The following is a 19,298-nucleotide window of genomic DNA, read 5'->3' as shown; positions in this document are numbered from 1 at the left end:
TATACCCGGCCTATCCTGATTGTTTACCTCGGATATCTTTTTTACCGCTGGAGAAGTTTTTTATGTCCCTGCTGCCCTGGCCCGACATCGACACCGTTCTGCTGGACATGGACGGCACGCTGCTGGACCTGCACTACGACAACCATTTCTGGATGGAGCATCTGCCCCAGCGTTACGCCGAGTTGCACGGGGTAAGCCGGGCCATGGCCGAGATGGAATTGCAGCCGTTGTTCGAACGCAATGCCGGTCAGTTGCAGTGGTATTGCCTGGACTTCTGGAGCGCCGAGCTGAAGCTGCCGGTGCGTGAGCTGAAACTGGAAACCGCTGACCTGATCGCCTTGCGCCCCGATGCGGATACTTTTCTGGCGGCGATCAAACAGGCCGGCAAGCGCGTGGTGCTGATCACCAATGCCCATCGTGATTCGCTGTCATTGAAGCTGGAAAGAATCGAACTGGCGCCGTACTTCGAACGGTTGATCAGTTCGCACGATTACGGTTTCGCCAAGGAAAACCCGCAGTTCTGGGATGCCTTGCAGGCAGACATCGGCTTCGACCCGGCGCGTAGTCTGTTTATCGACGATACGTTGCCGATTCTGCGCAGTGCACGCCATTTTGGCGTGGCCCATCTGTTGGCGGTGAGCGAGCCGGACAGCCGCAAAGGGCCGAAAGACACGGCCGAGTTTGCGGCGGTGGGGGATTATCGGGAGTTGATTGCAGGGCTCTAAACCGAGTCGCCTGCATCGCGGGCAAGCCACGCTCCCACAGGGTCTGTGTCGTACGCAAATAACACGAACGACTAAAACCTGTGGGAGCGTGGCTTGCCCGCGATGGCCATCACACGGTCTTGAGGGTTACTCAGGAATTCGCAACGACTGCCCCGGATAAATCTTGTTCGGATCCTTGAGCATCGGTTTGTTGGCCTCGAAGATTTTTTGATACTTGTTGGGATCGCCATACACACGCTTGGAAATCGCGCTAAGCGTGTCTCCTTTCTCTACCGTGACAAACTTCGCTGGCGCGGCCACCGGCCCGGTCACCGTGATCTGGTCATCGACACCGCTAATACCCGCCACGTTACCGAGCGCAAGCAGGATTTTTTCCTTCTCTTCCTGACTGGCGGCTTCGCCCGTGGCAATGATTTTTTCGCCTTCGACCTTCACCTGAATCTTGGAAGTATCGATTCCCGTCAACGCATCCTTCACATGCTTGGTCAACGCTTCGCTGTTGGCTTCGGCCTTGTCCGGCGTCAGCGCATCGAGGATTTTCTCACCGGCTTCTTTTAGAAAACTGAAAAGGCTCATCGTGTTCTCTCCATGGGATTAAGGGTCCAGACGCAAAAGCCTAGACCAAGGCTGTCACTTGCGGGTCCAACCCGACCAATGACGCAGGCTCCCACCAAGCGCTAGAATCCGGGCCTTCCCGCGCCCTGGAGCGAAGATGGACATCAAGCAACTGAAATTCCTCATCGCGCTCGACGAGACCCGACATTTCGGCCAGGCCGCCGCGCGCTGTCACATCACCCAACCGACCTTGTCCATGCGCCTGCGCAGCCTCGAAGAAGAACTCGAGTTGCCATTGGTCAACCGCGGCCAACGCTTCGAAGGTTTCACCGCGCCGGGGGAACGGGTGCTGGCGTGGGCCCGCACGGTGCTGGCGGCCTACGACGGTTTATACGCTGAGGCGGCAGCCTGTCGCGGCAACCTGGTCGGTACGTTGCGCTTGGGCGTGGTGCCGCTGTCGAGTTTCGATCCGCTGCCCCTGATGCAACGCCTGCACGCCGAGCACCCGAACCTGCGTTTCGAACTGTCGGCCCTCAGCTCCGAGCAGATCCTCGAACAACTGGCGAACAATCGCCTGGACCTCGGCGTGTCCTACCTCGAACGCCTGGATGGCGAGCGCTTCGATTCCCTGGCATTCAGCGAAACCCGCATGGGCCTGCTGTACGATCAGCGCTTTTTCAGTTTCGGCGAAGCGCCGCTCAGCTGGGAGTCGCTGATCGAATTGCCGCTGGGCATGCTCACCAGCGGTATGCATTTCCGCCAGTCCATCGACCACAACTTCCACAGCCGTGGCCTCAACCCACAACCTTTGTTGCAGACCGATGCCGTCCATCAATTGTTACAAGCGGTACACGGCGGACTCTGCTGCGCGGTGATGCCGCTCAACGGTGGCCTCGAAAACCTCACCGATCATTTGCGCCTGCAACCCATCGAAAACGCCCAGACCCTCGCCCGGCTGGGGCTGATCATGCGTCGCAGCGCTCCGCGCTCGGCACTTGCGGAAGCCTGTTTCGCGATTCTTGAGCAATCGCTGCCGGAGTCTTGATCGACGGCATCTATCGGCAGATCAGTAATAGCGATTAGACGCGACAAGTTGACGCGCCTAGGCTTAAAGCTGATCAACCGGTCGGTGATGCCATGAACGTCAAGCGCCCTGCCTGCGCGGCGCCAGCCCTCGAAACGCCTGCGCCCGCTGCCAGCCAGACATACAGTTACAGCAGCCTCTGCCATACCGAATCGGACAGCACCGCGCTGGCCGAGGAAGTCGCGTTGGCGATTGCCTATAACGGCATCAGCCAGGCGGTCATGTTGGTGACGCCGACGGACCTTGACGACTTCATCGTCGGCTTCAGCCTGGGCAGCGGCATCATCGAAGACGCCTCAGACATTTATGACTTGCAGCTCAGTGGCTCGGGGGCGGCGCAGTACGCGCAAGTGACCATCGCCAATCGCGCCTTCTGGAACCTCAAGCAGCAGCGTCGGCAAATGGCCGGCACCAGCGGTTGCGGGCTCTGTGGCGTGGAAGCGGTGGAACAGGCCTTGCCAGACCTCAAGGTTTTGCCCGGTGCACCCTTGCCGCCCGCCGAATGGCTCGATGGCTTGCGTCAACGCATCGGTGCGTTCCAGCCGCTTGGCCAGTACTCCGGCGCAGTGCATGCGGCGGTGTTCATGAACAGTCAGGGCGAATTGCTGCTGGGCCGCGAAGACATCGGCCGGCACAACGCCCTCGACAAGCTGATTGGCGGACTGATCCGGCAGAAGATCTCGATGACCGGCGGACTGGTGATTGTCACCAGCCGTTGCAGCCTCGAATTGATCCAGAAAGTTTTGCGCGCAGGCATCCAGACCCTGGTCAGCCTGTCGTCGCCCACGGGCCTTGCCGTGCAATGGGCCCGTCGTCACAACCTCAATCTCATCCATCTGCCACAAAAGAATGCGCCGCGGGTCTACAGCCCAGCGTTGGAGAATCAAGCGTGAGTCAACACCGTCAAGCCGACCAGAAACCCGTCCCTCGCTACAAGCCCTATAAAGGCCCGGCCGGTGGCTGGGGCGCACTGATCAGTGTCGCCCAGGCCTGGTTGACCAGCGACAACGCGCTGAAAAACCTGCGCATGATGCTCAAGACCAACAAGAACGGCGGCTTCGACTGCCCCGGTTGTGCCTGGGGCGATTCTCTGGAAGGCGGCATGGTGGCGTTCTGCGAGAACGGCGCCAAAGCGGTGAACTGGGAAGCGACGAAACGGCGTGTAGACGGCAAGTTTTTTGCCAAACACAGCGTCACCCAGCTGCTGGAGCAGAGCGACTATTGGCTTGAATATCAGGGGCGCCTGACCGAGCCATTAAAGTACAACGCCGAAACCGATCGCTATCAACCGATCAGCTGGGACGAAGCGTTTGCCCTGATCGCCAAGCACCTGCGGGGCTTGTCGAGCCCAGACCAGGCCGAGTTCTACACCTCGGGACGTGCCAGCAACGAAGCGGCGTTCCTCTATCAATTGTTCGTGCGCGCCTATGGCACCAATAATTTCCCCGATTGCTCGAACATGTGCCACGAGGCCAGCGGCGTGGCGTTGGCGCAGAGCGTTGGCGTCGGCAAAGGCACCGTGACCTTCGACGACTTCGAACATGCGGATGCGATTTTCGTCTGGGGCCAGAACCCCGGCACCAACCACCCACGGATGCTCGAACCGTTGCGCGAAGCGGTGAAACGTGGCGCGCAGGTGGTGTGCATCAACCCGCTGAAAGAGCGCGGTCTAGAACGCTTCCAGCACCCGCAACACCCGATCGAAATGCTCACCAACGGCGACAGGCCGACCAATACCGCGTACTTCCGTCCGGCATTGGGTGGCGACATGGCCATCATGCGCGGCATGGCCAAGTTCCTGCTGCAATGGGAGCGCGATGCGCAGAAGGCGGGTGAGCCTGCCGTGTTCGACCACGACTTCCTCAATGAACACAGCGCCAACGTGCTGGAGTACCTGGGCATCGTCGATGACACCTCGTGGGAGCAGATCGTCGAGCAATCCGGCCTGCCCCTTGTCGAGATCGAGCAAGCAGCGCGGATGTATGCCAAGGGCAAGAACGTGATCATGTGCTGGGCGATGGGCATCACCCAGCACCGCCATTCGGTGGCGACCATCCAGGAAATCGCCAACCTGATGCTGCTGCGCGGCAACATCGGCCGGCCGGGTGCCGGTCTGTGTCCGGTGCGCGGCCACAGTAACGTGCAGGGCGACCGGACCATGGGCATCAACGAACGTCCGCCGGTGGCGTTCCTCGATTCACTGGAGCGTCGCTTCCAGTTCAAGGTACCGCGTGAAAACGGCCACAACGTGGTCGAGGCGATCCATGCCATGGCTGATGGCCGAGCGAAAGTCTTTATCGGTCTGGGCGGTAACTTCGCCCAAGCCACTCCGGACAGCCACCGGACCTTCCAGGCCCTGAGCAACTGCGACCTGACCGTGCAGATCAGCACCAAACTCAACCGCAGCCATCTGGCTCACGGGAAAGACGCGCTGATCTTGCCGTGCCTGGGCCGCACCGACATCGATATCCAGACCGAAGGCCCGCAAGCGGTGACCGTCGAAGACTCGTTCAGCATGGTCCACGCCTCCAACGGTCAGTTGCAACCGCTGTCGAACCAGATGCGTTCGGAGCCGTCGATCATCGCCGGCATCGCCGCCGCAACACTGGGCAGCAAACCGGTTGACTGGCACTGGCTGGTGGCTGACTACCGCCGCATCCGTGACCTGATCGCCGACACCATTCCGGGTTTTCGCGACTTCAACGAGAAGATCCAGAATCCGGGCGGTTTCTACCTTGGCAACAGCGCTGGCGCTCGTCGCTGGAACACACCGTCGGGTCGGGCGAATTTCCGCCCGAACATCTTGCCCAAGGATCTGGTGCACGAACGCACCCGCGCCACGGGTGTGTTGCCGGACCTGATCATGCAGTCGATGCGTTCCCACGATCAGTACAACACAACGATCTATGGACTGAATGACCGCTATCGCGGCGTGAAAGGTCAGCGCGACGTGTTGTTTGTGAACGAAGCGGACATCATTCGCCTGGGTTTCAAGCCTGGGCAAAAGGCCGACATCGTGTCGATCTGGGATGATGGCCGCGAACGTCGGGTGAAGGGCTTCACGCTGCTGGCGTTTGATATTCCTGCTGGGCAAGCGGCGGCTTACTATCCGGAAGTCAATCCGCTTGTGCCGCTGGAAAGCACCGGGGATGGCAGCCATACGCCGACGTCGAAGTTTGTGGCGATCCGGTTGGAAGCGGCAAGTGAGACTGGGCTCATCATGGCCAAGTCGGCCTGACCCTGCTCGTTCCCACGCAGAGCGTGGGAATGATTTCCTCAGAACTTTCCAAACGCCCACAAAAAAGGCCGTTTTTTCACAAAACGGCCTATCCGAAGTAGCTAAAGACCGGCGAAAAACACTTAAGTTCCGCCTAAAAAACAGCAAGTTATAGAAATGTGTTGAAGTCGTGTTACTCGTCGGATTTAGGTTGTCACAACCCTGACACAGCCTCAGGATCGCGCCGTCATCCCCTTGAGGTTCCTCTATGAAGTTCTCCTCGATTCTCTTGTTGTCCCTTGGCTTGGTCAGTGGCTTCGCTTCTGCCGGCGGCACCACCGAAGCAGGTGTGGGCGGCGCATTGGGCGGGGTTCTGGGCTCGGTCGTCGGTCAGTCATTAGGCGGCAATACAGGTTCCACCATTGGCGCGGCCCTGGGCGGCGCGGGTGGTAGTGCTGTTGGCGCAGACAAACGCAGCCGTGGCGAAGCCGCTATTGGCGGTGCGTTGGGCGCAGCGGGCGGTAACGTGGTCGGCCGCAGCGTGGGCGGCACCACCGGCAGCCTCATCGGCTCCGCAGCAGGCGGCGGCGCCGGTGGCGCGCTGGGTAACTATATGGGCAACAAGAGCGATGAGGACGACGACCGTCGTTCCTATCGTGGTGGCCGCGATGATCGTCGCTACTACCGTGACGGCCACCCAGGGCGCGGTCATGCCTATGGCCACCGCAAGCATCACAAACATAACCGTCATCGCTGAGACCTGAACGGCTTCACAGACAGGTAGATCCAAAAATCGCAGCCCAAGGGCTGCGATTTTTTTTGCTCGTCAAACCACCAAACGCTCCAACGCACCGCGCAACCCGGAAGGAATCGCCACAGGCTGATTCGATGCCCGATCCACAAACACATGAACAAAACGTCCCGCCGCACAGGCTTCATCATCCCCGGCCTTGAACACCGCCAGTTCGTACTGCACCGAACTGTTGCCTAACTTGCCCACGCGCAGGCCGATCTCGATCCGGTCCGGGAAGGCAATGGATGCAAAGTAATCGCAGGCCGAACTCACCACAAAGCCCACCACCTCACCGTCATGAATATCCAGGCCGCCGACTTCAATGAGGTAGGTGTTCACTGCCGTGTCGAAGAAACTGTAGTAAGTGACGTTGTTGACGTGACCGTAGACGTCGTTGTCGTGCCAGCGGGTGGTAATAGGTTGGAAGTGAATGTAGTCGGTGCGTTGATTCATGGGAGCTTCCCGTTTCGAAAGATCGTTCCCACGCTCCGCGTGGGAATGCCTCAATGGACGCTCTGCGTCCGCAGTTGGGACGCGGAGCGTCCCGGGCTGCATTCCCACGCAGAGCGTGGGAACGATCACCCGCGGTGGAGTCTATCGATCCGCAAACCCTTTACCCACCGCCGCCAACTCTCCAATCAACCGCGCCGGTTTCCACTGATCACCCTGCTTTGTCTCCAGCGCCAGCAAACGCTGATGAATATCCGGCAATCCTTGCTGATCTGGCCAGGCCATCGGCCCACCCTTGTCCGCCGGGAAGCCGTAACCGTTGAGGTACACCAGATCGATGTCATGCGCCGATTCGGCGATCCCTTCCTGAAGAATCTTCGCCCCTTCATTGACCAGTGCCAGCAAGCACCGCTCCAGAATCTCCTCAGGCTCTATCTCGCGACGCTGGAAACCCAGCCCGGCGCTGACTTCCAGCACCAGCGCATCGACCTCCACATCGTGCTCAGCCTGTCGACTGCCCGGTTCATAGTGGTAATAACCGTTGCCACTCTTCTGACCGAAACGACCCAATTCGCACAGACGGTTGTCCACTTGAACCTCGGGCGCATCCTGCCCTTTGCCCGACAGCCCACGAGCGCGCCATTCCAGATCGATGCCGACCACGTCGTACATGCGGAACGGCCCCATGGCGAAGCCAAAACCTTGTAGCGCCGCATCGATCTGTTGTGCAAAGGCGCCTTCGAGCAGCATCTTGCGCGCTTCGAGCACATAGGGATGAAGCATGCGGTTACCGATGAAACCGTGGCAATTACCCGACACCACGCTCACCTTGCCCATGCATTTACCCAACGCCAATGCGGCTTCAAGCACCGCCCGGGAGGTTTGCGCACCGCGGACGATTTCCAGCAATTTCATGATGTTCGCCGGGCTGAAGAAGTGCAGGCCCAGGACCTGTTCCGGACGACGAGTGGCCGCGGCAATGGCGTCGATATCCAGCGCCGAAGTATTGCTGGCCAGAATCGCTTCGGGTTTGAGCAGACCATCCAGTTCACGGAAGATTTTCTGCTTGAGCTCAAGATTTTCGTAAACCGCTTCGATCACCAGATCGACATCGCGGATCGCCGCATAACCCGCAGCCGCCGTTACTCGTGCAATACGAGCATCAGCCTCGGCCTGATCGATCCGGCCTTGACGCACGTTGTGAGCGTAGGTGTCAGCCACGGTCAGCAGCGCCTGCTCAAGCATTTGCGGATTCTTATCGACCCATTGCACTGGAACCCCTGCGTTGGCCAGGCACATGACAATGCCGCGGCCCATAGTGCCTGCGCCGATGACGGCTGCGCGCTGAATAGTGAACGATGTCTGGCTCATAGTTGTTCTCTTGTTGGCGATCCAAAGACAGCCCTCACCATAGTCAGCCACCGGGCTTTTTTGAAATTTATTCCTGTGATGAGCAACATTCAGCAGATGGATGGCCGCCCACTTGATCGTTCCCACGCTCTGCGTGGGAACGATCTAAAGGTGCGCCTCGGCCCACGCTCGGACTTCGCCATACGGATAATCCTCCAACGCAGCAAACCCCGGAATCGATCGCGCCTTGAGCTTGGTAAACAGCGGCACACTGATCCCGCACAGAAACCGTGTCACGCGCTCAGCCGAGGGTACGTGGCCGATGTGCTGTTCATGCCTGTGGATAAAATCACTGCTCAACGCCTCGAAGCTTTTATCCACAAGCGCCGGCAACTCCGGTGGCGCCGGTAGTCGCGCCACATCCCCGTGACACACCGAACAATGCCCGCACTGCTGAGGCGCGTTTTCGTCGCCGAAGTACTCGGCCAGGCGATAACCCAGGCAATGGTCTGTGGCGAACAGGTCCAGCATGGCGTGAATCCGCGAAATCTCGGTGCGTTCATGCTGGGTGAAACAGGCGTGCAGTTCGGCACTCAGGGCCTGACTGTCAAAATCCGTTTGCAGCAGGCTGTAGACCTCGGTCATCTGCTTGCTTTCAAGCTCCACCCAGCCCTTCTCCTGGAAGTAATCCAGCGCCTTGACCACCCGGTTGCGCTCGGCCGAATGCTGTTCGTACAGTGCGTCAAAATTCACCGTGGCCCAGGTCCGCGCGCGGGTGGAGGTCTGGATGATCGCCGCGACAAAGTCTCTGCGCTCACCTTCGAAGCGAGCCAGCAAAGCCTCCGGCTCCTGCAAGTATTTGAAACGGTATTCAGCGTAATAGGCGTAACGCGGGGCGATGATCCCGCGCAGTTCCAGTTGCACCAGCAAGGTTTTAAGCGGCAATTGGCGGATGTTGCTTTGATCCGCCAGCGGCCCCAACAAAAACTCCCACTGCCCCTCGGGCGCAGCGGCTTGCAACTCATCGAGCACGCAGCGGATGCCATCCCGTTCCGGCGTGTCGCCGTAGACGAAGTTTTCCAGCACGTTGAGGCTGTCGCGGTTAGCCAGTACCAGGCAATCCGATGGCTGCCCGTCACGCCCGGCGCGGCCGATCTCCTGGCTGTAGTTTTCGATGGATTTTGGCAGGTCGAAATGCACCACGTTGCGGATGTCGCTCTTGTCGATGCCCATGCCGAACGCGATGGTGGCGACGATGCAATTGGACTGCCCGCCCATGAACCGTTTCTGGATTGCTTCGCGTTGTTCGTGGGGCAGACCGGCGTGGTAGGCCTCGGCCTGGATGCCATTCCGATTCAGGTGCTCGGCGATGTGCTCGGCGGTTTTCTGCAGGGTGACGTAGACGATGCTCGGCTGAGCGGGACGTTCGCTCATCCATTCGACAAGACGTCGGCGTTTGTCCTGACCGCGTACCGGTTCCACCAGCAAGTTGAGGTTCGGCCGATAGAAGCCGGTGGTCACCACGTCTTCGGGAGCGATAGCGAACTTGGCCTCCATGTCGGCGATCACCTTCGGCGTCGCAGTGGCGGTCAGCAGCAGCGCCTGTGGAATGTTGAACTGGCGCTGATAGTCGGGGAGCTTGAGGTAGTCGGGACGGAAGTTATGGCCCCACTCGGAGATACAGTGCGCCTCGTCCACCACCAGCAGCGAGATCGGCACCTGCTGCAAGAAATTACGGAAACGCTCGTTCTTCAAACGCTCCACTGAAATCATCAAAATCTTCAACTCGCCGGACTTGGCGCGGGCCATCACATCGCTGGCGTCATCGCGACTCTGAGCCGAGTCGATACTCCCCGCCGAGATGCCGTGGCGCTGCAGGAAGGCCAACTGATCCTGCATCAACGCCAGCAGAGGCGACACCACCAGCGTCAGGTGCGGCAGCAACAAGGCCGGCAATTGATAGCAAAGGGATTTGCCTGAGCCTGTGGGGAAAATCGCCGCTGCCGAGCGCCCGGCCAACACCGCGCTGACCGCCGCCTCCTGGCCGGGCCGAAACTGTGGATAACCGAAAACCTGTTTCAGGGTGTTGTGCATGAGCTGTCACTCCGTTGACCGCTGCGAAGCCCAAAGCCTAGCTGGCGATCGCAGAGAGTCGAGAAAAGGTCGGGGACCAAAACGATACGGGATGATACAGCGGATGGTCTCGGAGGTAGCCGTCGTTGATCGTTCCCACGCTCTGCGTGGGAATGCAGCCCGGGACGCTCCGCGTCCCATTGGAACGCAGTGTGTCCCCTTGCCGTACAGACTTGAGCTTCACGTCCCGCACACCCAGACGCCGTTTCAGCCCCTGCTCATCCAGCTCTTCGCTGGCCAGCAGTGTCTTGCCAAAGATCAGCACCTCGGCGCGTGACGCGGTGTCCACGTCGCCTGAGTGGTAAGGGCATCCGGCCAACCGGCGCGGTCCATGTTGGCGAGGACCATCGCGTTACCCGCGTCGGCCGCGCCCGCCAGACGACAAACACCGGCCCACAACAATAAAATCGAGGCCATACGAAGCCGCTGCATACCTAATTCCCTTTAAGTGCTTAACCAGGCATTTTCGAAATGCCCTACAGATTCTGGCGCGCACCATACAGATGAATACCCTGCCACGCCTGACAAAACCGTAGGAAATTTCACCTCTAGAGGTTTCACCGTCAAAACCCTCGGGAAATGCGTAAGACCAATACCCGAAGGCCCGTAAACCCCCTACAAACTCTGTCCATTGCGGCCGTATTGCTGCGCTACGTCGCCCCTTCTATAGTTTGCGGCGCGCCTGAAAACAGTGTGCGGCCAGCCGGCGAGACTGCCCGACTTCCTACAGGACTACCTAGATGCAAGACCGCTATCGTCCACTCAAAACCAGCTACAGCGAAACGCCCGTACTGGTCATCGACACCGCCGCCAGCACCGGCGCCGTACTCGACGCCGCTCAGCAGCGCCTGCGTGCGGCCAGCGATTTGCTCGAAACGCTTTACTGCCTGTGTTTCAAACAAGCCGATGTGAAGGACATTCCTCATATAGTGAATGCGCTGTATTTACTAACGCAGGACGGCTGCGAACTCCTGGAAGTTGCCAGACAACGAATAGACCGTTAAAACCAAAAACATACACATTACAAACCCGGCAACAACTAACCACTTCATTATTTAAATAACACACACTAGCCTGCAAGCTCTTAAATAAAAACAAACGCACAACAATGACTACATTAACTATTTTCTTTTGCGGCACCGGCTCGACCAAATTAGACAGCCAAAACCCGACTTACTGGAATGGCGAACTGGTTTCAACGCTGGCTTCTCATCATGGCGGCCGGGAGTTTGCCGAATGGATCGTGCTCGATGGTCCCGGCACCAGCAATCTGCAAGCCGACGAACTGTTCACCCGCTCCAAGGACTATGGCCTCAGCGGCACGTTGTTTGGCAAGGGGTGGGACGAGAACGTCCAACACGCCATCAACATCATCAAAGGCAAGTGCGACTGGCAGCGTGAGAAGCTGACCGAGACCGAATACAAGCGACTCAAGGCGGCGGGTATTCCCATCGAAGACGTGATCGTTGAAGGTTCGTGGCTATGGCGTAAATATAACTACGGCGCCCGCAGCGTGACCCAGCAGAAGTTGCAAGAACAAATAATTAAAACATTTCGCAAGGACGGCATTATTCCAACCAAGGTCAACTTGGTAGGCTGGAGCCGCGGAGGTATTAGTTGCCACATGCTGGCCAATGCCATGTTCAAGGACAGCGCACTGAAGAACATCCCGGTGAATATCTTTGCGATTGATCCGGTACCGGGCATCGGTAACTTTCAGGAAGACAAAGTAAAACTGAATGCCAACGTAAAAGAATACGTCGGCTTCTACGCCCGAGACGAGCGCTCCAAAGGCTTCAGCTGCGTCATCCCGCAAACGGCCACCGGCACCCGAACCCACATTTATCCCATGCCCGGCCGCCATGGCACGCTGGCTGGCAACGCCGCCGCAGATGGTGTCAGCGGCCCTAAAACACTGGCCGAACCCGGCCTGATCGTCCGCCACTTTGCTGAAGGGTGCCTGAAACGCTGGGACGTGCCGCTGAACAAAAACCTCAACCTGAGCGCGGCCGACCTGCAGAACCATCACAACTCCATGGCCAGCGCCGCCGCGAAATACAAAGCGATGGAAAAGTGTTCGTACACCTACTTCACCGAACTGGACCAAGGCGAGCGATACGTTTCACTCGGCAGTAATGGGGTCAGGTTCTCGGCAGTGAAAGGCACGATCTATGCGCCGGCGACCGGGCTGAGCACTGACCTGCTGGATGTGGCTTCGTATCAGCATATTCTTTGAGGTGAGGGGCGCGGGAGGGTGGAAAGCGCGAGAACATTCGTCGCGAAAATTCCTATAGAAAGGACCTAGCCGAGGTTCGGCCCGATCCTACAAGCGGGGACTCTTTATCGTCTATCGCTGCCCGGCTGCCCGCACCTATAGTCGGGCTGTCGCTGCCAAATCAGCGTCTCGGGCTTGGTCACTCGATGGAATACATAAACGCGTCCGTTGTATGCTGCCGGCACCTCAAGTGTCTGCACGCTATATGGTGGCTGTGTTTGGGACGCCTTATGGCGTGCCGGTCTTATGTATTCCTCCGGCTGACCAACCCGAACACAGTCCGCCTCCATCGCTTGGTCACGATGGTGGTGGTTTCATCTGATGCATTTGAGAATACATAAAATGAATAAGTTGAACCCGTTCCCCGATCGCTACCGCCCCCTCCAAACAAACCTCACCGATTCCCCGCCCCTGATCATCGACACAGAAGCCAACCCGCAAGACATCCTCGAAGCCGCCCTCCAGCGAATCCGAGCCTCCGGCGACCTGCTCAAAACCCTACATTGCCAATGCTTCAAAAACGGTGACGTGGAAGACATCCCGCATATCACCCACGCCCTCTACCTATTGACCCAGGACGGCTGCGACCTACTGAAAGTCGCCCAACAACGCATGATGGGCTGGAAAGCACCCACCTGACGTTGAGCGAAGATCGTTCCCACGCTGTGGGAACGATCAAATCCCGGGGATAACCTTGAGCAAGTTTTTTGATCAGCTGATGGAAAGCGTGCAACAAATGAACGAGATCGTACGGAGTGAGCGCCAGCCTTCCCGCGAATTCCATGTTCGCAGCTCTGATCGACATCCAACGCATCGCAAAATCAGGCTTAATCCATCCCACGAAATGGCCCTGAACAGAAGACGCCCCATGAACCTCGCCCCCAACTTCCCCGATGACCACGCGATGCACTTGCTTATGCAGCTGCTGCACGAAGAACTCGGGCTGCCCGAACGCAAAACCATCAGCCTCACCACCTCGATCAACTTCGACCTGGGCTGCGACGGTGCCGATGCACGGCATTTGATGGAAGCGCTAGAAGAACAGTTTGGGGTCGACCTCGTGGACTACGACACCTATCGCTACTTCCAGCCGGAAGGGTTTGATGTGCATCTCAAGCGAAGGGCCAAGGGGCGCGGCGATAAAGTCCCACTGACCATCGATATGCTTTACCAAGCGGTCAAGTTGCAACGGTGGGATACACAGGAAATGGAAAGCCAATAAAGCAGATTCCGCAAAATCCGATTCTGAAAAGAGACTTCTAGCCTTTGTGGTCAATTTTCACTTCCCTAACCAACGTCCCCTCTTATCCAATCTGACCATGAGCTTTCAATAGATACTGGCAAATTGGTGCCGCTGCAGTTTACTCTCCAACAATGGGCAACGTGTCATTGCTCTTTAAGCATGGCACATCAGGTAATGAGAGACATAAGCAAAATTCGGTTTTGCACTGTACTGCCGACATAAAAATTCCCTGCTAGGGAACGGTATGGAACAAGACTTAAGGATCTATGCTCAAGGGCTCGCATTTAGCGGGGGAGTATACGACCTAAGAACTCTTGAAAATCTAATTTCTAGCTATAGAAAAATTCTGGACGGTTTAGTTGCGGTGCAATTAGGGAGAAGACAAATCACTCCCAACATAAAAAAACAATTAGACTACAATGTTAGTATCAACCAAGGGTCAATCGAGCTTTTATTGAACTTTGTACTAAACCACAAAGAGGTTTTGGGCATATTCGCAGCAGATGGAGGACAAGTACTATCCGAAACGATAGTTACTCTATTCAAAAATGCCATTGAACTTCGTGAAAAAGCGTCAAGCCTTATCGATAAAGGTCTTTCAATTAATATCAACATCGTAAACAGCTTCAACGCCGGTTCTCGCTTCGATAGTCCGAATGTTTCTTATGATAATAATAAAGGTACTATTCTTATTAACGACCCTAAAATTCTTTGGGCCGCCCAGCTTACTCGAGGACCTGTAAACAAGCTTCTTTCCCAGATTGACGGCAGCTCGGTCGAGTACATTAGTCTTAGCACCGAAAGCAGTGAGTTCAGACTAACTCCTGACCAAAGAGCAATAATGGGAAACCAAAAAGAGGAGCTTAAAGCCACCCTTAATATTGTCGGCCGCCTTGATGTCGTAGCGTTCAGCTAGCACAAAGGAACTATAATTTCAGATAATGAAAAATTCAGCGTGACTTGGAATGAAAGTATAAGGTCGAAGATGCAAAGAGTTGCTGATAGGGAGGGGATAATTTTTCGAGTCAATCCAGTTGTAGATCACATGCGCCTCGACAGCCAAACTATCGGCTTTCACATTCTTGATTGCACAGACCCTCAGCAAAAACTAGAAATTTAAAAGTACCCCACAAAAAAGCCGCCCTCAAAGGGCGGCTTTTTCATTCGCTAAATCCAAGCCTTACAACTTAGGCCCAGCAGCCTTGATCGCGTCGCTCACTTCAAACTTCTTGAAGTTCTCAACAAACAACCCAGCCAGTGCTTTCGCCGATTCATCGTAAGCAGCCTTGTCAGCCCAGGTGTTACGTGGGTTCAACAGCCCAGTCTCAACGCCCGGTACGGCCAATGGCACGTCGAGGTTGATGGTATCGAGGTGTTCGGTTTCAACGCCGATCAACGCGCCGCTCTGGATCGCTGCGATCACGCCGCGAGTGGTCGGGATGTTGAAGCGTTTGCCGACGCCGTAGCCGCCGCCGGTCCAACCGGTGTTGACCAGGTAGACCTTGGAGCCGAAGCCGCGGATGCGCTTGATCAGCAGTTCTGCGTATTCGCCGGCCGGACGCGGGAAGAACGGTGCGCCGAAGCAGGTGGAGAAAGTCGACTTGATGCCGCTGCCGGAACCCATTTCGGTCGAGCCCACCAGTGCGGTGTAGCCGGACAGGAAGTGGTAGGCCGCTTGTTCTTCGCTGAGGATCGACACTGGCGGCAGTACGCCAGTCAGGTCGCAGGTCAGGAAGATCACAGCGTTTGGCTCGCCACCGAGGTTTTCCTCGGAACGCTTGGCGACGTGCTCCAGCGGGTAGGCGGCGCGGCTGTTCTGGGTCAGGCTGACATCGGTGTAGTCGGCGTGCTTGGCGTCATCGATGACGACGTTTTCCAGGACTGCGCCGTGCTTGATGGCTTTCCAGATGACCGGCTCGTTCTTCTCGGACAGGTCGATGCACTTGGCGTAGCAGCCGCCTTCGATGTTGAAGACAACGCCTTCACCCCAGCCGTGCTCGTCGTCACCGATCAGGTAACGGCTTTCATCGGCGGACAGGGTGGTTTTGCCGGTGCCGGACAGACCGAAGAACAGGGTCACGTCGCCCGCTTCACCGATGTTGGCGGCGCAGTGCATTGGCAGTACGTCAGAAGCCGGCAGCAGGTAGTTCTGCACCGAGAACATGGCTTTCTTCATTTCACCGGCGTAAAGCATGCCGGCGATCAGCACTTTCTTCTGAGCGAAGTTGAGGATCACGCAACCGTCGGAGTTGGTGCCGTCACGCTCTGGCACGCACTCGAAGTTGGCAACGTTCAGGACTTGCCACTCGTCACGGCCAGCCGGGTTGTACTGAGCCGGGTTGATGAACAGGCAACGGCCGAACAAGTTCTGCCAGGCAGTCTGGGTGGTCATCTTCACGGCCAGGTAGTGGTCGGCGGACGCACCTACATGCACGTGGGAAACGAAGTGCTCTTGCGCGTTGTTGAACGCTTCAACGCGGTCCCACAGGGCATCGAACTTGTCGGCCGGGAACTTGCGGTTGATCGGGCCCCAGGCGATGGAAGCCGAGGTGGACGGCTCGTCAACGATGAAACGATCGACTGGCGAGCGGCCGGTGCGGTGACCGGTGCGAACAGTCAGCGCGCCGGTATCGGCAAGCTCGCCCTCACCGCGACTCAGAGCTTCTTTTACCAGATCATCAACACTCAGATCGGTGTACACGGCGTTATTGGCTTGCGTCATGAGATTCCCCGTCGGCCAGTGGCCGAGTGTGCTCCAAACGTTTTGTAGTAGAAAGTCGTGCACTACTACCGCGACAAAAAGTGGGCCGGATTATGCCAGAAACGCCCAAAAATAGTAGGGCCCTCCCGTCGTAATGGCGTTATTCCGGCGCTAACCAGTGAATTTACCTGCGCTGAACCGTTTTAGTGACGGGTATCTGACGGCGTATCGACACCCGCTCCGGCGAACAATTGAGCGATATCGGCGGCGTCGAACAGGTAACGCTGGTTGCAGAACTGGCAGTCGATCTCGATGTTCCCACCGTGCTCGATGACCAAGTTCTGCGCATCTTCAAGACCCAAACTGACCAGAGCATTGGCAGAACGTTCGCGCGAGCAGCTGCAACGGAAGCGTAGATTCTGCACATCGAACAAGCGAACCTGCTCTTCGTGGTAGAGGCGATGGAGCGCGGTTTCGTTGTCCAGGCCCAGCAATTCATCGGCGGTCAGGGTGCTGGCCAGCGCGGTGATGTGCTGCCAACTGGCGGCGCGTTCTTCTTCATCTTTCAGACGGTCGGCGGGCAATTGCTGCAGCAACAAGCCACGGGCACGACGACCATCGGCGTACAGCCAGAAACGCGTGCCGACTTGCTGAGACATGACGAAGTAGTTAGTGAAGCACTCCGACAGGGTTTCGCCATCGAGGTCGACGATGCCCTGGTAACGCTGGCCCTGGGTCGGGTCAACCGTCAGTGCCAGAACACCGTTTGGCATCAGGTCGGCGAGGGTCGCGTCAGGGGCAATCTTGTCGGCCTCGTAACGGGCCAGGCCACGGATTTCGCGCTCGCTGGAGCACTCGATCATCAACAGCGGCACCGGGCCTTCAGAACGGGCCTGAAGAATCAGCAAGCCGTCGAACTTCAACGTGCCGACCAGCAACGAAGCGGCCGCCATCAGTTCGCCGAGCAGTTGTTTGACCGGCTCCGGATAAGCGTGTTTGGCGAGGACTTCGGCGTAGCTACGTTCTAACGAAACCAGCTCGCCGCGGGTGTCGCTGTCATCGAAGATGAAGCGTTGGGTGTAGTCGGTATCCGGTAGATCAGTCATAGGTCTGGGTATCTGAAGTAATGACAAAATGGTTACAGAAGTGAAAATCGTACCTTGGCAGCACCGTTTTGGTGCACAACGTTCAGCCATGGGAGGCATTTTATGAACAATCCGGGTTTGTTCCAAGCAAGGTGGAACCTGCGCCGGGTGGCTTCGCGCAATTTTTTTGCCTCTGGCGCTGCTGGCCTTCTGGTTATGGCCTATTGGTCCCTTATCGTTTGATCGTTCCCACGCTCTGCGTGGGAATGCAGCCCGGGACGCTCTGCGTCGCATCCGGAGCCGAACGCGGAGCGTCCGTTGAGGCATTCCCACGCAGAGCGTGGGAACGATCTGCTGTCTCACTCGTCGTTGCTGCTGCTGCCGCGAAACTTGAACAAATCACGTCGCTGCTTCTTGCTCGGTTTGCCATCGGTGCTCACACCCAGCGAACCGGCCTTACGCATGGCCGCAGCCGCCTCGCGCTTGGCGATGCTGGCTTCGGTTTCAGCGTAGAGCGCCTGAGCCTCTGGCGCGCCACGGCGTACGATCGACAGCGCCTGAACCACCACCGTGCGCTCCTCGAAACCTGCGCGAATCTGAAACTCGTCGCCAATCCTCGGTTCCTTGCCGGGTTTGCAGCGCTCGCCCCGGCAATGCACCTTGCCACTTTCGATGGCCGACTTGGCCAAGGCACGTGTTTTATAAAAACGCGCGGCCCACAACCACTTATCGAGACGGACCTTGTCGTCCTCTTCCTGTTTTTGTGCCACTTGAATTCCTCTTTAAGCCCATAGTCGGAACTGTACTACCGTTTCTGTCGGGCGCAAGAACTCGGCCCTCCAGATAAACTGTGATCTTGGCCGGCTACCGGCATGGAGTGATCGAGTGACTATATTTCCGGCTTCATTGACCTCGCCTCAGGACAGTTGCCAGGGCTGCCAGCAAAGCGAGCCCCTGGGCTTCGATTTTGCCTTCGCCTATCAACCGATCGTCGATTTACGAGACCAGTCGATTTTTGCCCACGAAGCGTTGGTCCGCGGTTTGGCTGGAGAGGGTGCGCTGTCGGTGCTCGATCAGGTTACCGAAGACAATCGCTACCGCTTCGACCAGCTCTGCCGGACTCGCGCCATTGAAGGTGCGGCGAATTTAAATATGCAGACACACTTGTCGATCAACTTCATGCCCAACGCCGTATACCGCCCGGAGCTGTGTATTCGCAGCACTCTGGAAGCCGCGAGAAAACACAACTTCCCCATCAACCGGCTGATTTTCGAAACACTGGAAAGCCAGCATGTAGATAACTATCGCCATTTGACTAATATTCTGCGTGAATACCGCGAATTCGGCTTCAAGACTGCCATCGACGATTTCGGCGCGGGCTACTCGGGGCTCAATCTGCTCGCCGATTTCCAACCGGACCTGATCAAACTCGACATGGCACTGATCCGCGATGTCGACCGCGATCGTGTTCGTCAGGCTATCGTACGAGGGGTTGTCACAATGTGTGCGGAGTTGGACGTTACAGTCATCGCCGAAGGCATTGAAAGCGCTGGAGAACGGGACTTCCTGGCGGACTGTGGAATTTTTCTGATGCAGGGTTACTGGTTCGCCAAACCTGCATTCAAAGCGTTGGCTCAGGTAACGCCTGGGACCTGGACGCGTTAATCGCCGGTTTTTCCTATTGAAG

General features: G+C 57.4%; 18 protein-coding genes and 2 pseudogenes. 12 read left to right on the top strand and 8 right to left on the bottom strand.

Annotated features, from left to right (window positions below; genetic code table 11):
- Window positions 1-62: 62 nt before the first annotated feature.
- Window positions 63-725: a GMP/IMP nucleotidase gene (gene yrfG, locus FQ185_RS05800; RefSeq protein ID WP_149416672.1), complete on the top strand. Its 663-nt coding sequence runs from the start codon at window positions 63-65 to the stop codon at window positions 723-725.
- A 126-nt stretch (window positions 726-851) separates the two neighbouring features.
- On the opposite strand, the gene lysM is transcribed toward yrfG, so the two are convergent.
- Window positions 852-1,301, bottom strand: coding sequence for a peptidoglycan-binding protein LysM (gene lysM / locus FQ185_RS05795; protein ID WP_149416671.1), 450 nt, complete (start codon window positions 1,299-1,301; stop codon window positions 852-854).
- Window positions 1,302-1,437: 136 nt separating this feature from the next.
- On the opposite strand from lysM, the gene FQ185_RS05790 reads away from it, so the two are divergent.
- The 4 genes from FQ185_RS05790 (at window position 1,438) to FQ185_RS05775 (ending at window position 6,338) form a co-directional block, all read left to right on the top strand.
- On the top strand, window positions 1,438-2,325 hold the full coding sequence (locus FQ185_RS05790; RefSeq protein ID WP_149416670.1) for a LysR family transcriptional regulator: 888 nt from the start codon (window positions 1,438-1,440) through the stop codon (window positions 2,323-2,325).
- A gap of 92 nt (window positions 2,326-2,417) precedes the next feature.
- Window positions 2,418-3,257, top strand: coding sequence for a formate dehydrogenase accessory sulfurtransferase FdhD (gene fdhD / locus FQ185_RS05785; protein WP_149416669.1), 840 nt, complete (start codon window positions 2,418-2,420; stop codon window positions 3,255-3,257).
- Entirely contained in the window at window positions 3,254-5,602 is a 2,349-nt protein-coding gene (locus FQ185_RS05780; protein ID WP_149416668.1) for an FdhF/YdeP family oxidoreductase, read from the top strand. Before fdhD ends, FQ185_RS05780 begins: the two co-directional genes overlap by 4 nt.
- A gap of 247 nt (window positions 5,603-5,849) precedes the next feature.
- Entirely contained in the window at window positions 5,850-6,338 is a 489-nt protein-coding gene (locus tag FQ185_RS05775) for a glycine zipper domain-containing protein (RefSeq protein ID WP_149416667.1), read from the top strand.
- 69 nt (window positions 6,339-6,407) lie between these two features.
- Here FQ185_RS05775 and FQ185_RS05770 read toward each other — a convergent pair whose 3' ends face one another.
- From FQ185_RS05770 to FQ185_RS05755, 4 genes and pseudogenes are all read right to left on the bottom strand, one after another.
- The gene (locus FQ185_RS05770; RefSeq protein WP_149416666.1) at window positions 6,408-6,827 is read right to left on the bottom strand and encodes a thioesterase family protein; all 420 of its coding nucleotides are present in this window, start codon (window positions 6,825-6,827) and stop codon (window positions 6,408-6,410) included.
- A 141-nt stretch (window positions 6,828-6,968) separates the two neighbouring features.
- Window positions 6,969-8,195, bottom strand: coding sequence for a 3-hydroxyacyl-CoA dehydrogenase (locus tag FQ185_RS05765; protein ID WP_149416665.1), 1,227 nt, complete (start codon window positions 8,193-8,195; stop codon window positions 6,969-6,971).
- 144 nt (window positions 8,196-8,339) lie between these two features.
- On the bottom strand, window positions 8,340-10,268 hold the full coding sequence (locus FQ185_RS05760; RefSeq protein WP_149416664.1) for an ATP-dependent DNA helicase RecQ: 1,929 nt from the start codon (window positions 10,266-10,268) through the stop codon (window positions 8,340-8,342).
- A gap of 199 nt (window positions 10,269-10,467) precedes the next feature.
- Window positions 10,468-10,739 (bottom strand): annotated as a pseudogene (locus FQ185_RS05755) (polysaccharide deacetylase); the annotation flags it as partial.
- 308 nt (window positions 10,740-11,047) lie between these two features.
- On the opposite strand from FQ185_RS05755, the gene FQ185_RS05750 reads away from it, so the two are divergent.
- From FQ185_RS05750 to FQ185_RS05730, 5 genes are all read left to right on the top strand, one after another.
- The gene (locus FQ185_RS05750) at window positions 11,048-11,311 is read left to right on the top strand and encodes a hypothetical protein (protein WP_149416663.1); all 264 of its coding nucleotides are present in this window, start codon (window positions 11,048-11,050) and stop codon (window positions 11,309-11,311) included.
- A gap of 104 nt (window positions 11,312-11,415) precedes the next feature.
- Window positions 11,416-12,543, top strand: coding sequence for a hypothetical protein (locus FQ185_RS05745; RefSeq protein WP_149416662.1), 1,128 nt, complete (start codon window positions 11,416-11,418; stop codon window positions 12,541-12,543).
- A gap of 381 nt (window positions 12,544-12,924) precedes the next feature.
- Window positions 12,925-13,221 carry a hypothetical protein gene (locus FQ185_RS05740; RefSeq protein WP_123367054.1) on the top strand — a complete coding sequence of 99 codons (297 nt, stop codon included), beginning with the start codon at window positions 12,925-12,927 and terminating at the stop codon, window positions 13,219-13,221.
- A 229-nt stretch (window positions 13,222-13,450) separates the two neighbouring features.
- Complete coding sequence (locus FQ185_RS05735) at window positions 13,451-13,804, top strand: DUF1493 family protein (protein WP_149416950.1); 354 nt, start codon at window positions 13,451-13,453, stop codon at window positions 13,802-13,804.
- Between the two features lie 265 nt (window positions 13,805-14,069).
- Window positions 14,070-14,741, top strand: a complete 672-nt coding sequence (locus FQ185_RS05730; RefSeq protein WP_149416661.1) for a hypothetical protein — start codon at window positions 14,070-14,072, stop codon at window positions 14,739-14,741.
- Window positions 14,742-15,005: 264 nt separating this feature from the next.
- On the opposite strand, the gene FQ185_RS05725 is transcribed toward FQ185_RS05730, so the two are convergent.
- Entirely contained in the window at window positions 15,006-16,547 is a 1,542-nt protein-coding gene (locus FQ185_RS05725) for a phosphoenolpyruvate carboxykinase (RefSeq protein ID WP_149416660.1), read from the bottom strand.
- Window positions 16,548-16,729: 182 nt separating this feature from the next.
- On the bottom strand, window positions 16,730-17,632 hold the full coding sequence (gene hslO / locus FQ185_RS05720; protein ID WP_149416659.1) for an Hsp33 family molecular chaperone HslO: 903 nt from the start codon (window positions 17,630-17,632) through the stop codon (window positions 16,730-16,732).
- Window positions 17,633-17,734: 102 nt separating this feature from the next.
- On the opposite strand from hslO, the pseudogene FQ185_RS30955 reads away from it, so the two are divergent.
- Window positions 17,735-17,846: pseudogene (locus FQ185_RS30955) on the top strand (phosphoesterase); the annotation flags it as partial.
- Between the two features lie 124 nt (window positions 17,847-17,970).
- Here FQ185_RS30955 and FQ185_RS05715 read toward each other — a convergent pair.
- Window positions 17,971-18,381, bottom strand: coding sequence for an RNA-binding S4 domain-containing protein (locus FQ185_RS05715; protein WP_149416658.1), 411 nt, complete (start codon window positions 18,379-18,381; stop codon window positions 17,971-17,973).
- A 115-nt stretch (window positions 18,382-18,496) separates the two neighbouring features.
- Here FQ185_RS05715 and FQ185_RS05710 point away from each other — a divergent pair, with 115 nt between their 5' ends.
- Window positions 18,497-19,276, top strand: coding sequence for an EAL domain-containing protein (locus FQ185_RS05710; protein WP_149416657.1), 780 nt, complete (start codon window positions 18,497-18,499; stop codon window positions 19,274-19,276).
- Window positions 19,277-19,298: the final 22 nt, after the last annotated feature.

The organism is Pseudomonas sp. ANT_H12B, assembly GCF_008369325.1.
Lineage (GTDB): Bacteria > Pseudomonadota > Gammaproteobacteria > Pseudomonadales > Pseudomonadaceae > Aquipseudomonas.
This window is presented reverse-complemented; position numbering and strand designations above follow the sequence as displayed.